This is a genomic window from Pseudomonas sp. F007, from assembly GCF_057814275.1.
Map to the genome: position 1 here is coordinate 1 of NZ_JBVATA010000004.1, position 13,547 is coordinate 13,547.

11 protein-coding genes and 1 pseudogene are annotated in these 13,547 nt (G+C 58.2%); 6 read left to right on the top strand and 6 right to left on the bottom strand.

Annotation, left to right across the window (positions count from 1 at the left end):
- From ACZYR5_RS10230 to ACZYR5_RS10255, 6 genes and pseudogenes are all read left to right on the top strand, one after another.
- Window positions 1-1,148, top strand: a pseudogene (locus ACZYR5_RS10230) (hypothetical protein); the annotation flags it as partial.
- Complete coding sequence (locus ACZYR5_RS10235) at window positions 1,129-1,935, top strand: hypothetical protein (RefSeq protein WP_489089959.1); 807 nt, start codon at window positions 1,129-1,131, stop codon at window positions 1,933-1,935. The pseudogene ACZYR5_RS10230 and the gene ACZYR5_RS10235, both read left to right, overlap by 20 nt.
- Window positions 1,936-2,229: 294 nt before the next feature.
- Entirely contained in the window at window positions 2,230-3,264 is a 1,035-nt protein-coding gene (locus ACZYR5_RS10240; protein ID WP_489107619.1) for a DUF2345 domain-containing protein, read from the top strand.
- Window positions 3,261-5,165, top strand: a complete 1,905-nt coding sequence (locus ACZYR5_RS10245) for a phospholipase D-like domain-containing protein (RefSeq protein ID WP_489089958.1) — start codon at window positions 3,261-3,263, stop codon at window positions 5,163-5,165. Before ACZYR5_RS10240 ends, ACZYR5_RS10245 begins: the two co-directional genes overlap by 4 nt.
- Entirely contained in the window at window positions 5,165-6,451 is a 1,287-nt protein-coding gene (locus tag ACZYR5_RS10250) for an SEL1-like repeat protein (protein WP_489089957.1), read from the top strand. Before ACZYR5_RS10245 ends, ACZYR5_RS10250 begins: the two co-directional genes overlap by 1 nt.
- A gap of 60 nt (window positions 6,452-6,511) precedes the next feature.
- The gene (locus tag ACZYR5_RS10255; RefSeq protein ID WP_489089956.1) at window positions 6,512-7,438 is read left to right on the top strand and encodes a hypothetical protein; all 927 of its coding nucleotides are present in this window, start codon (window positions 6,512-6,514) and stop codon (window positions 7,436-7,438) included.
- Window positions 7,439-7,491: 53 nt separating this feature from the next.
- Here ACZYR5_RS10255 and ACZYR5_RS10260 read toward each other — a convergent pair whose 3' ends face one another.
- From ACZYR5_RS10260 to ACZYR5_RS10285, 6 genes are read right to left on the bottom strand one after another with little or no spacing between them, the layout of a single operon-like run.
- Window positions 7,492-8,403 (bottom strand): LysR family transcriptional regulator, encoded by a 912-nt coding sequence (locus ACZYR5_RS10260; RefSeq protein WP_489089955.1) that lies wholly within the window; start codon window positions 8,401-8,403, stop codon window positions 7,492-7,494.
- 36 nt (window positions 8,404-8,439) lie between these two features.
- Window positions 8,440-9,165, bottom strand: coding sequence for an SDR family NAD(P)-dependent oxidoreductase (locus ACZYR5_RS10265; protein ID WP_489089954.1), 726 nt, complete (start codon window positions 9,163-9,165; stop codon window positions 8,440-8,442).
- Window positions 9,166-9,188: 23 nt separating this feature from the next.
- On the bottom strand, window positions 9,189-10,112 hold the full coding sequence (locus ACZYR5_RS10270) for an NAD-dependent epimerase/dehydratase family protein (RefSeq protein ID WP_489089953.1): 924 nt from the start codon (window positions 10,110-10,112) through the stop codon (window positions 9,189-9,191).
- Between the two features lie 9 nt (window positions 10,113-10,121).
- Window positions 10,122-10,952, bottom strand: coding sequence for a polysaccharide deacetylase family protein (locus ACZYR5_RS10275; RefSeq protein WP_489089952.1), 831 nt, complete (start codon window positions 10,950-10,952; stop codon window positions 10,122-10,124).
- A 13-nt stretch (window positions 10,953-10,965) separates the two neighbouring features.
- Complete coding sequence (gene speB, locus ACZYR5_RS10280) at window positions 10,966-11,922, bottom strand: agmatinase (RefSeq protein ID WP_489089951.1); 957 nt, start codon at window positions 11,920-11,922, stop codon at window positions 10,966-10,968.
- 49 nt (window positions 11,923-11,971) lie between these two features.
- On the bottom strand, window positions 11,972-13,396 hold the full coding sequence (locus ACZYR5_RS10285; RefSeq protein WP_489089950.1) for an APC family permease: 1,425 nt from the start codon (window positions 13,394-13,396) through the stop codon (window positions 11,972-11,974).
- Window positions 13,397-13,547: the final 151 nt, after the last annotated feature.

Consider the following 13,547-nt stretch of genomic DNA (forward strand, 5'->3'; position numbering starts at 1 on the left):
TCTTCAGCGTCATCGGCGAATTCACCGAAGCCCAATGCCAACGCTTCAAACCCCTGGCCGACACCGACAACGCCGGCCCGATGAAACAACGCCTGTACGACATCATCGACCGCAACCGCGACGGCCACATTACGGGCAATGAACTGCAAGCCGCCCTGCAACTACCGGCCCATGCGCAGGCTATTTCACAGATGGTCCTGCGCAAGGAGAGTGAGTGGTTTTACACCCGGGAGAAGTGGGATGGGGTGGATGAACTGATGGGGCACTGCGGGTCAACGCCGGAGTTGAACTGGGTGGCGGAGAAACAGCGGATCGAGCAGCTTGGGTGGTGGAGTGAGGTGGCGGAGAGGGTGGGGTTGCCGAGTTGGGGGATTCCTTATCACTTTCATCCGATTGGGTTGGTGGGGGCCTTCTTCAAGCGCTCTTGCGCTTGCGAAAGAGATATTACGCTAGACGAACTTCGCGTGGTTTTATCTCAAGAACAAATAAGTAGCGGTCTCTTTCAGAAATCAAACCATTCCAGCATTAAATTTATGGACCCTCGGAAATTTTTGGCCGTGCTAAATCAGGCCATGAATCGATATGGCATCACCGAGTGTTTGGATAAGGCGTTCTTCCTCTCCAACGTTGCTGTCGAGTGCGATCGCTTCAAAACCACTGAAGAATACAAAAACAAAAACGGTTCGATACCGGAGCACTGGCAGAGCTATCGAGGCGGCGCTGACTATCATGGCCGAGGATTGATCCAGTTGACGCACATTGAAAACTATAAATCTTATTTTCAAGAAGAACGCATACCACTTACTACCAACTTAGATGAGATTGCAAGTAGTGCATTGCTTGCGACCCGGTCCGCGGGCTGGTTTTGGAGAAAGGGTTCTGCATGGGGAGATTTGAGTACACACTCAAAATCCAATGATCTGATCAAGGTAATAATAGGAGTGAATGGAGGATTCAACCATGCATGGGAAAGGGAGGCGTACGCGCTGGCACTGATTGACGAATTGAAGATTTCAACATGCTCAACTCATGGAGGAAAAAATTTTGGAAAGTACAAATTCTCAAAAAGCTCGTTATCCAGTAGTAGTACCGCACAAAATATTTGGAAGCGTTATTTTGGCGACAGCGATGAGATATATAAAAAATAAACTGATTTTATTCTGTGCTCTGAGCCTTTTTATGGCCGGAGCCTCAATCAATCTTGAAGCAGAAGAGAGCGTTAAACTCTTCACATCGCCACCCGACAAAACTGGGCATGCGATCGAAATAAAGCTTGATCGGAATAATTATTGGTACCGAAAAAACAATAAAGAATGGAGCTTCCTAAAACCGGGAAACATGGGAAACGGCAATGCCAAAGAAGTTCTATTCTTGGATATCACAGGGAATGCTGTTGAGGATGTATTTGTCAAATTACTTGATGCAGGGGCCAATAGCTCTTACGCCTTATTCATATCTGAATTAAAAGACAGCTCTGTAACACTCACTGAGCGAGCTGAGATATTTTGGTCTCCATACATCAACTCACGCGACGAACTTATAAGCATTCAACATGACGGACCATTCTCCATAATTGAGAAATACAGAGCTGAGCAGCAGACACTCTATCGATATGAATTGAGAGAGCCGATAAATTCCGATTTAGAGCGAGTGACCACCTTTAAAAAATCAGGAGAGTCTAGAAGCATGATCACTTTATTGGGCGGAGATTCTACCGCCGTTGCTTGCATAACTAGCAACAAAGCCTTTCTGTCAAACACACCTTCTTTATCCGGCACTACAGATAATTATCTACCGAAGGGAGAAACAGTATCGCTGATCGATATATCCAACGACAAGAAATGGATTATGGTCCGCACCCGCGGCGATACAGGTAGCGATTCATGGCTACAAATTGGCGCACTGGCATTTGATGAGCCAGAAGGGTGTAGATAAAGAATTTAATGGCGCTGAGCACTAATGATTTAGTAGCACCTAAACAGCATTCAGAGTTTCGATCCATTTGAACACCCTGCTTTAGACACAGCCCTAGCAAAACAATGATAGTAAGACAGTGAACACAAGCTGATACCAATCAACAACAAGGACAAAACCATGCAAAATATCATCCTCATGGAATACAAAAAAACTGGCAGCATTACCGCATTCTCAGGCGCTAATTAATCATGGCGATCGAACTGGAAGAATTGCCTCCCACTGCTTCGCCACCGCCCGCCCCCCGGTTCTTTCATCAGTGCCGATGCGCAGCCCAAAGCACAGGGGCAAGTGCTGGAAATGGACAGCGCCGTGGCACGCCTGCAACAGGCCGGCGAACAGCTGCAAAAACTCTCGGTCGACGCCCAGGCCGCCAGCGCCGATCCGGCGGACGTCGCAGCGCAGTTGAAGCTGCTGCGCGAGGACCTGACACAGCTGCAATCGCAAGTCCTGCTGCTCAGCGCGCCCAAGGGCATCGCCCTCACCAGCGGCCAACACCTGCAACTGGCGGCCCAGCACAACCTCATGCTCAACGCCGGCGGCCAGGCTGATCTGAGCGTGGTCAAGCGCCTGTTCATCGGCGTCGGCGAAGGCCTGAGCCTGTTCGTGCGCAAGCTCGGGATCAAGCTGATCGCCAACCAGGGCGCGGTGCAGATCCAGGCGCAAAACGACCGATTACAACTGATCGCCCGCCACGGCCTGGAGATCAGCAGCAGCGAAGACGAAATCCGCATCACCGCGAAGAAGAAAATCACCCTGAATGCTGGCGGCAGCTACATCACCCTGGATGAGTGCGGTATCGAGTCGGGGACGGTGGGGGATTATCGGGTGAAGTCGGCGAGGCAGTTCTTTTTAGGCCCGGCGAGCATCAAAGCGACCCATCCGGACTACCCGAAAAGCCTGTCCCAACAGCAGCATGTGCGGCTCAGCGTGCCGCGTGTGCCCAACTCGTCCATTCAAAGCTCGGCGGGCATGCCTTACACGCTGTTCGCCGACGGCGCGGAACTGCAACGCGGGGTTCTCGACGACAGCGGCTCGGTGCTGATCGCGCATCAGGTGGTCACCCGCAGCTACCGCATGGTCTTGAGCAATGGCGTGTCCTTCGGCCTGCCGGTGCCCACCGAGTACCGCAATCCCGCGCAAGCGCACCTGGCCAATGCCGGGCTGCAAAACCACCCCGGCCAGGCCAGCGATGACGAATACGCCGAGCCCCCCTCCCACACGGAACACCGCGATCGCTACGAAGCGCTGCTGAACCCCCTCAGCGACAAGGAAGGTAAAACCCCATGAACCAAGCTGACATCATCGTGCCCATCGCCTTGCAGCACACCCTGACCGCGACCTGCACCTTGCCGTGGTACGTGAAACACACTGAATACCACCCGCTGGAAGCCACCTATGAACCGCTGATCAATGGCGAGGAAGCCTTTCGCGCCGTGCACCTGGCCATCGCCCAGGCGAAAAAGTCGGTGGACATCATCTGCTGGGGCTTCCAGCCGTCAATGTTTTTCATCCGCGACGGCAAGGCGCCGTGTATTGGCGACTTGTTGATGGAAAAAGCCAGCAAAGGGGTTGAGGTGCGGCTGCTGGGCTGGGAGATGCCATTCAACAGCGCCGGTTATGCCGGGGAGGCCAATCTGCCCGGTAAGGGCCCTTACCGATTCTACGACCGGAAGCTGCAACCGTCCTCGGATGAGCAATACGCCTTTGACCGCCAGTGGTTTTCCCGATGTGCCCACAGCGGCCACCTGGCACCGGCGATGCTCATGGCGCGTAATGTGCCGGTGTTCGTCAGCCGTGGATTCAACCTCAGCGAAAGGACGGAAATTGCCCACCAGGCGAAGTACAAAAGCCTCGACCCGCAGTTAAGTCCCGCGACGCTGGCGATATTGACCACCACCGCGACCCACCATCAGAAGACGGTGATTGTCGACTATGAGCTGCCCGACAGCGCCATTGGCTTTGTCATGGGCCACAACATGCTCGACGAGTATTGGGACACCAACCAGCACTCGGCCCTGCGACGTTCAGGCAAAGAACAACCCGCGCCCGATGCCGGCCCCCGCGGTGCTACTCCGCGCCAGGACATCTCCTGCCAGATCAGCGGCCCGATCCTCGAACACCTGCACCACAACTTCGCCATTGCCTGGCGCAAGGAAACCGCAGAAGACCTGTTCATCCCGCGCCAGGCCAAACTCATTGGCCCGCAACTGCAGCTAAAGCCCGGCGTGACCCGCCAACTGGCGCAACTGCTGCGCACCCAGCCCCAGGAAGGCAGGCGCGACATCGAGCGGCTCTACCTGCAAACCGCGAACAACGCGACCCAGTTCATCTACATCGAAAACCAGTACTTCCGCTGGCCCCCGCTGGCCGACCTGATCAAACACAACGCCGCCAAACAAACGCTGGACGGGCGCGATCCCGGCCTGCATGGCCCCTTGCACCTGTTCGTGATCACCAACGCCACCGACGACGGAATTGGCAAGGGCACGGTCAACACCCAGCGCATGCTCGAAAGCCTGGGACGTGGCGACACCATGCCCAAGGTCACAAAACTGCGCCGCATCGAACAGTCAAAAGCCCAGGCCGCAGCAGAAGCACCCACTCTGAGTGAGTTGCTGGAGCGCAGGGCACTGATTGCCCTCACCACCTTGACCGATGCCGCCACCGACGGCGAGAGCAGCCTCAAGGCCTGGAAGGCCCGGGAGGAAGCAGCCAATAACAACCGTTGGCGGATGGCCGATCTCGAAGAAAAAATCAAGACGATCGAGAAAGAAACCTTCGAGGAAAAACCCAACATCCCGGGGCTGAAAGTCCATGTGTGCTCGCTGGTGGCGCCCGATTCGCCCGCTGGAAAACCCTGGATGCCGGTGTACATCCACTCCAAATTGATGATCGTCGACGACGTCTTCACCACCCACGGCTCAGCCAACATCAACACCCGCAGCATGCAGGTCGACAGCGAAATGAACATCGCCCATGAGTGGGCGAGTGTGACCCAGGATTTGCGCAGGCGGTTGTGGGATCTGCATACGGATGGGAAGGGGGTGCAGGATGATGCGGGGGCGGCGTTTGATGCTTGGCAGCGAATCATCAATAAGAACAAAGTTCTTCAATCCAGAGAGCAGGCTCCCTATGCCCCACTCGTCGAATTTTATTACGACGAAGCCATCCTGTCGGACCTCGACTAATGCGCTGGTTCTCACTGCTTTCTAGCCTGCTGCTTGTCGCCTGTGACTCCAGCAGTACTTCCTCGACTTCGCCCCAGGAAACGCCTTTGAACTCACTCACCGAAATCAAAGCCAAGCTCGCTTTCACTTGCGCCCATGAAAAGTTTCCAGCCGCCGCTCCCGATGCTGATGTGCTGTTCCAATACGCTCGTTGGCTGCAAAAAAACAACATCCTCAAGCAGGATAAAACTGTTGATACCGAGATTGAGCGTCTGTATCGCATTGCCGCCGAGAACGGCCATTTCAAGGCCAATATCAACCTGCAGAACGAAGCGATACGTGGGCATTTCAGTCTGCGAGGCGAGGAACACCTGCGCCTTAGCCAGCAACTGATCGATAAGAATGTGGCGACGGGTTACTACTTCGTGGGGATTTTCTTGAAACAGGGCTCGGCCGGCCTGCAACAGGATCCGGAGATGGCCTTGCGTTATTTCCGAAAAGCCGCTGATGAGGGCAATGCCCAGGCTCAGTATGACCTAGCCGAGAAGTTGGCTCCGATCAGTATTGCGCCAACAGTAGCCTTATCAATGCGCCAATGTGCCGCCACACAAGGTCACGGCATAGCAGCAAGAGTGTTGGGTGTTCACCTATCGACTGATGGACAATATCAAGAGGCAATGGAAGCCTTTCAGTTAGGAGTTGCGGCCGGTGACAGTACCTCTGCTTCCTTCCTGGGAAAAAGTTTCCGAGGTCCCAAGCCAGATGATCAGCTTCATTACCTCGCGCAAACGGAGGATCTCGAACGTGCAGAGCGTTACGAGAAGATCTGGAAAGTGCTCTATGGCTATTCCTACGCCAATCCCAAAGTCCCGGAACTCAACAACATCGTCCCCCTCCCCCCCGCCAAACTCCCCGCCTGGGACGGCAAGCTGCAATGGCTTGAAGAACGCCTCGCCAACATCCCCCCGGAAAAACCCAGCCCGGCGCTGATCCAGCAATTGGCCAAGGCCATGGTCCTCGACCCGGCCACCGGAAAACCTATGCCCGGCTCTCCGGCGTCGCGCGACGCGAGTTTTCACGGACCGACCTGTAGCGCCGACTCACCCTGCCCGGAAAGCGGTTATTGGACGGTCGATAAGTTCGACTACCAGCGCTACATACTGGATGTGTACCCCGACACTCGCTACTTCAAACAAGGCGAGATCCTGCCGCCCGTGGCCTGCTCTTACTACCGCACGCGCATGTGGCCGCTGTCACCACAGAAAACCCCCACTCTTATCTACCCGGGTTGGAAGTTGCTCGGATAAATGGGGACGAGCGCGCCTGGATTTAACTATGGAAAGACAACTGTCAAATGGAACCATCCAATGAAAATTAATGTTTGCGTGGGCCTCGTGCTTGGTGTGTTGTCAATGTGTTGTGCTGACAGTGCTTTCGCCAGTTCGCAATCACTCGAGGAGCCGATTCCGAGTAAAAATATATGCATCGAGATTACCGATGAGTCGAAAGGCAGGTGCACCAAGAATTTGCGCTATCTTTTCAGCAACTATGTAGTCAAGCGAGGAAAGGTGTATTGGATTGAAAAAACCGAGTTCAAACAGAAGCCCTGCCAATTTGGAATGGCAGCGTTTTTTCACAACTTGACATCTTGGCGTTGTTTAACGGCAGATAGAAGGGGCTATCAAGTTGATCATGTCGAACAGCGTATCCTTCGAAAAGTCGCGAAATTCTCACCAACATTCAAACCTTTAGAATTTCATGGGGGATTAAAATCTGACTGGCAAAAAAGGCATCTATCGAGTTATGCGAAAGACAATGAATTTGTCTATTTTCAAAGATACAAGCTTAATGGGGCAGATCCTAAAGATATTTCGCTTATCTTCCCCTTCGGCGAGGATCCGAGAGGGGAAAATTTCAATATTGCCCATAGCGGGGGATCATTATTTTTCCATGGGACGAAAAGTCCATATGTTGATTTAAGCGGATTCGCAGCTTTAAAACCCATCCGTTGCCCAGGGCACGAACTTACATGTACTCTTGCTAGAAACATCGAAAGATTATCAGAGCGCGATATGGCGTTTGGCGTACTGGGATGGATTGGTCAGGACGTAGTTCTCTTGAGTCCTCATCGCGGCGCGACGGTATTTCGTGGTATGGCATCACCTGACATGTTCTACTTTTCAAATAGAAGTAAAATGTACTTTTTTGCCAACGGGAATTTTTATGAGGTGAATGAGGCAAGAGACAAATTAATTCCTATGGATTTCCGGCATTACGAACAGTTTAATTATTGACGCATCCGGCGCTTGCTCATCAACCAGGCCCCCGCCCTCAGTAACGCACCTCTTCACAAATCACACCGCCCCGCATGATCCACCAACACCTGCAAAAACCGACTGACCGTGCCCTTCTGCTCCAACCCCTGGCGGGTGATGCAGTGGAACGCCGAGCGGTAGGCCAGTTGCTCGGGCATGATCGAGCGCAGGCGGCCGCGTTCGACCCAGTGGGCGGCGTAGTGGGTGGGCAGGTAGCCGATGTAGGTGTCGGAGAAGATCAGCAGCGCGATCGCCTCCATGGAGAAGGCGCTGACGGCGCTGGCGAATCTGAGCTCGCAGGGGCGTTTGTTTTCGGCGACGTAACCGCGATCGACATAGTCGGCCGCGCTCAATTCTTCGAAGGTCAGGTCCTGGTCGGCGCGTTGGAAAAATCGGTGGCCGCTGCCGCAGAACAGGTGTTGTTCTTCTTCAAACAGCGCCTGGTATTGCAGTCCGGACAAGCGATGGTGGAAGGCGCCGATGGCGACCTGGATGCGTTCTTCGAGTACTGCCTGTTCCAGTTCATCGGGACGCATGACATGCAGGTCGATGTGCACCCCGGGCAGTTCGGCGCGCAAGCGGGCGATCGCGGCCGGAATTGGACTGTGGTCGAGGGTCAGCAGGCTGTCGACCGTGCCGACGCGCAGTAATTCGCGATGGCGGCCGCTGAGCACGGCGGTGCGCTGGCGGAAATGGCCGATATTGGAGAACAGTTCCTGGGCGGCGGCGTAGGTTTCCTCGCCTTCTTCAGTCAACTGGAAACCGCTTTTGCCGCGCTTGCACAGCGAGTAGCCGAGCCTGACTTCAAGGTCGCGCACCAGCACACTGAGCCGCGACAGACTGGTGTTCAACGGCACCTGGGCCGCGGTAAAGCCGCCGGCATCCACGATGGCGCAGAATATCCGCAGCATGCGCAGATCCACGTCCGTCAAATTCACCAGCATGTCCACCTCGCCTCAGTAAATTTCATCCGGCTGCCATCAGCCGATCATGACCCCGCCACCGTTGACGCCGAGGATCTGCCCGGTCATGAAGCTGGCCTGCGCCGAGGCCAGGAAGGCCACCGCCGCCGCCACTTCATCGGCGGTCCCCAGGCGCTGCATCGGGTAGCGCAGCGCCTCCTCGCGAATATAGTCCTCGCCCAGGCGTTCGACCATCGGCGTCAGCGTCCCCCCCGGGGCCACGCCATTGACCCGTACCCCCTGCGCCGCCAGTTCGCGGGCCAGGGATTTGGTCAGGGCAATGATCGCGCCCTTGGCTGCCGAGTAATGGCAGAGATTGGCGCAACCCAATTGGCCGAGGTCCGAGGCGATATTGACAATCGCCCCGCTGCCCTGGCGCGCCATCAGTGCCGCCGCTGGTTTGCAGAACAGAAACGCGCCATAAAGATGCACGCGGATCATCCGGTCCCAGGCCTCGAAACTCAGATCCACCAGCGGCGCCTCGTGCAGAAACCCGGCGTTGTTGACCAGTACATCCAGGCGCTGCAGCCCGGCGAAGGCACGTTCTGCGGTGGCAGGATCGGCGACATCGCCGAGGGCCAGACGCACCTGCAGCCCCTGCCCTTGCAATTGCTCGGCCAGGCCCAGCAACGCCGGGCTTTCCTGCAAATCATTGAGCACCGCCAGGGCGCCAGGCTCAGCCAGCGCCAGGGCCACTGCACGGCCAATCCCCTGGGCCGCGCCGGTTACCAGATAGGTTTTCATCGACAATCTCCCGCTTCAGGCCATCAGTAAGGGTGCTGTTCCAGCCATTGCGCATACATGGCAATGCCTTCCTGCAACACGTATTGCGGGCAATAACCCAGTTGCTCGGTGGCGGCGCGGATGTCGAAGCGCGCGTTCTCGTCGAGCACGTTCAAGGTGCCCGGGCCGATGCTGAACTGAGCATCCGGATAGAAGCTGCGCACCTGGGCGGCGACGGCGCGGTAGCTGTCCTGCTCGCCGGCGGTGACGTTGAACACCCGCTGGCGCAAGCGTTCTTCCTCGACCTGGGCGGCCAGCACGCAAGCGTGAGCGACATCAATCACATGCACGTACTGGAAGCAGTAGTCGCCGCCCTCCTCTTCGTGCCACGGCTGCTGGTCGATAGCGCTGCGCAGCAGGCTCTTGAGGTAGCACTGCATGAACTGTCCCGGCCCGTAGATCCAGCCCGGACGCAGGGACACCACGCTGACCTGATACAGATCGCTGTAGACCTGGCCGAGTTTTTCGGTGAACACCTTGGTGCAGCCGTAAGGCGTGGTCGGCGCGAGCGGCGCCTGCTCATCGATCAGTTGCATCTCCCGGTTCGGCCCGTAGGCGCACTCGGAACTGAGGTTGACCACCCGCGTGATCCCGCACAGCCGCGCGCACTCGAACACGTGGGTGGTGCCGAGGGCGTTGGTCAATACGGTTTGCAGGGGGATGCGCCGCGAATCCACCGGATGGGAAATCGCCGCCGTATGGATGATCGCGTCGACCGGCCGGCCCTGGCAGCTTTCGATCAGGCTCGCCAGATCCGCCAGATCGCCCTGCACATAGCGGTAGGCGGCGTGTTCGATGGCGCACACCAGGCTGCGGTCATAACCCACCACCTGATGGCCCTGGCGCAACAGCTGATGCACCACTTCCTGGCCAAGAAATCCGTTGGCCCCGGTTACCAGAATATTCATGAGCGATCCTCAATAGGGCTGCAGCGGCAGGCTCAGATCCCCGGCCTGCCAGCGTTGATAGATATCTTCCGGGGTGCAGATCCACGCGTCGTCATAGGCCAGGATCTGCTGGATCAGTTGCTCCAGCATGGCCAGGCGCGAGGCGCGGCCGATCAATTGCGGGTGCATGGTCAGGATGAAATGACTGCCGTAGCGGCGCATGCCTTCCAGCTCCGCCGACCACAGTCGATAGACCTTGTCCGGGTCCTCGATGACGCTGCCCACCGCCGGCTCCGCCGAGTAGGCGAACTGCTCCCAGTCGTCGAGCAGCCAGCTCACCGGCAACTCCAGCAGGCTGTGGTTGGCGCCACCGATGCGGTACGGGCGGTCATCGCCCATCAGGCTGCTGTCACTGTGAAAACCCAGGGCAAGCAGCGACTCGACCACGTCCGGGGTCAGCTCCCACAGTGGCGCGCGGTAATGCCGGACCGGGCGCTGGATGGTCGCTTCGAGCAGGGCCTTGGAGTCCTTGAGGATTTGCAGATTGTGCTCCGGCGTCTGCTCGTCGACCCGCTCGTGGAAGTAGCCGTGGCAACCGATGTCGTGCCCGGCGTCGGCGATGCTGCGCACCACCTCGGGGTCGATTTCGGCGACCCGCGCCGGCACGTAGAACTGTGCGCGGATGCCGTAGCGAGCGAGCAATTCCAGCAGGCGCGGTACGCCGACCCGACGCCCGTAGGCGCCCATCGACAGCAGCGAGAGTCGGCGCCCGGACAGGCTGACCGGCTCCCAGGCGGTTTCCGCGTCGAGGTCGAAGCTCAGGGTCACGGCAAAACGTTTGTGTTCAGGCCATTGAGTCATCGGGCAGGTCCTTTTACGAGCGGCGCTTGATCGAGTCGGCGAGGATGCACAGCAGCTCGAACATCATGGTCGCGCCCACCAGCGAGGTGGCGCCGCCGACGTCGAACGGTGGCGAGACCTCGACCACATCGGCGCCAATCAGGTTCAGGCCCTGCAGGCCACGGATCAGTTGCTGCGCCTGCAAGGTGGTGATGCCACCGATTTCCGGGGTGCCGGTGCCGGGGGCGAAGGCCGGGTCGAGGACATCGACGTCGAAGGTGACGTAGGTCGGCTGGTCGCCGACGATCCGCCGCGCCTCGGCAATGGTCGCGGCTACGCCAATGTCGGCGAACTCTTCCATGTGGATCACGCGAATCCCGCAGTCCCTGGCAAAGTCTTCGTCTTCGGCCGAATAGATCGAGCCGCGAATGCCGATCTGCACCGTGCGCCTGGGGTCCAGCAGGCCCTCTTCGATGGCCCGGCGAAACGGCGTGCCGTGGGTGTAGGGGTTGTCGCCGAAATAGCGGTCATTGGTGTCGGAGTGGGCATCGAAATGCACCATGCCGATCGGCCGGTCGCGGGCAATGGCGCGAAAGATCGGCAGGGTCACCAGGTGATCGCCTCCGACCGACAGCGGCACGGTGCCGACTTCGTGGACCTGGCGGTAGAACGCTTCGATGCGCTTGAGCGAATCCACCAGGTCAATCGGGTTGACCGGCGCGTCGCCGAGGTCGCCGACCCGCACCAGATCGTACGGGGCGATATGGCTGACGTGGTGCACCTTGCGCATCATGCTCGACTGATTGCGCACCTCCCGCGGCCCATGCCGGGCCCCCGCGCGGTTGGTGGTGCCGCCGTCCCAGGGCACGCCAAGCAAGGCGATCTGCACGTCGGCCGGGTCGGTGAACACCGGCAGGCGCATGAAGCTCGGCAGGCCGGCAAAACGTGGGATCAGCGCGGCATCCAAGGGTTGTGGAAAGTCATTGGCCATTAAAGGGACTCCTAGCGGTACACGAATGAATGAATGGAGGGGAAACGGCTCAAGCCTTGGCCACGATGGCCGCGCCAGCCCGGCGCCGGCGTTTGCCCGAGAGGACGATGAGCGCCCCACTGACCAGCGCGGCGGCGCCGAGGTACCAGGCGGTGTAGAGATCTTCCGGGGACACCGGATTGGCACCGGCGGTGTAGCCGATGTAGCCAAGGACCAGCAGCGCCAGCGCCGCCGGGATCGACATCAGGGTGGCGGTGAACGTCTTGTGCTGCTTCCAGGTCATGACCATGAACGCCACGAGCGCGGAGATGTACGACATGACCAGGGTGATGGTGATCACGTCGTAGTACCAGACGATCTTGCTCAGCGGCTTCCACCACAGCAGGCCAATGCCGGCCAGCGACACCAGGCCCAGGGTCAACCACGGCGCCTTGAACCGGTTGACCGCACGCAGCGCCTGCGGCAGATGGCCCTCCTCGCTCATGCGGTACAGGGTCCGCGCCGAGGAGTTGGACGAAATCTGCAGGCCGGCACAGGCCGAGGTGATCACCACGAACAACGCGAGCCAGGCCATGGCCGGTGGCAGGTAAACATTGGCCACCGCGGCAATCGGCCCACCGTTGCCGTTCTCGACAATCGCCGCCAACTGCTCCACCGGTACCGCGTACTGCCAGCCAATCGCGGCCAGGCTATAGATGACGAACGCCGAACTGAGCACGATCAACAACGAGCGCTGCACGGTGCGCACCGGCACCCGGGCCTCTTCGATGTAATTGATTGCCGAATCGAAATTCGCCAGCATCCACACGCCGAACAGCACCCCCGGGCCAATCGCCGCGAGACCGCTCGCCCCTTGCAGCGAATACATCGAGGTCAGCGACAGCCCCTCGACCTGTGGCGACAGCAAGCCCATGCAACCGAGGCCGGCCACCACCGCGATCTCGAAGACCAGGAAAGTACTGGCGAGCTTCGCCGTGACCCCGACCCCGCGCACCGACACCGCGAAGAAGGTCATGATCAACAGGGTGCCGATGATTTTCGCGTTGAACTCGCCGGCCAGGGACGGAAACAGTGCCTGGATGTATTCGGAGCCGATCAACGCGCACATCGGCGTCACCGCGATGCAGGCAATGGCATAGGTCCAGCCGAGGATGCAGCCGATGTCCGGGTGCAGGAAGCGCGAGCAGAAGGTAAAGATCCCGCCGGCCGACGGTGCGCGGCGGGTCAGTGCGACCATGCACACCGCCAGTACCAGCATCGGGAAGAAGAACGCGATCAGGATCGCCAGGGGCGCCTGATGGCCGGATATCGAATAGAGGATCGACATCGACGAGGCCGCTACCCAGGCCGGTGCGTTGAAGCCCAGCGCGGAAAAACTGACATCCTTGGTGCTGAGCGTTCCTTTGTTTAGCGCAGTGTCGAGTTCACCGACCACGCCATGACGGTCGTAACCGAACAGTTCGTAGAGTTTCATGTGGGTTCCCAGGCTCGTTTTTTATCGGCAGGTAGCAAACGCTTGTTGTAAGAGCACTTGAGCAACACCCGTAAGGCTTCGGGCATTGACGTCGGGTCACGATAGGGGAAGGGTCGGCGGCGACCAATTACCAAAGGCAAAAGCTGACTTG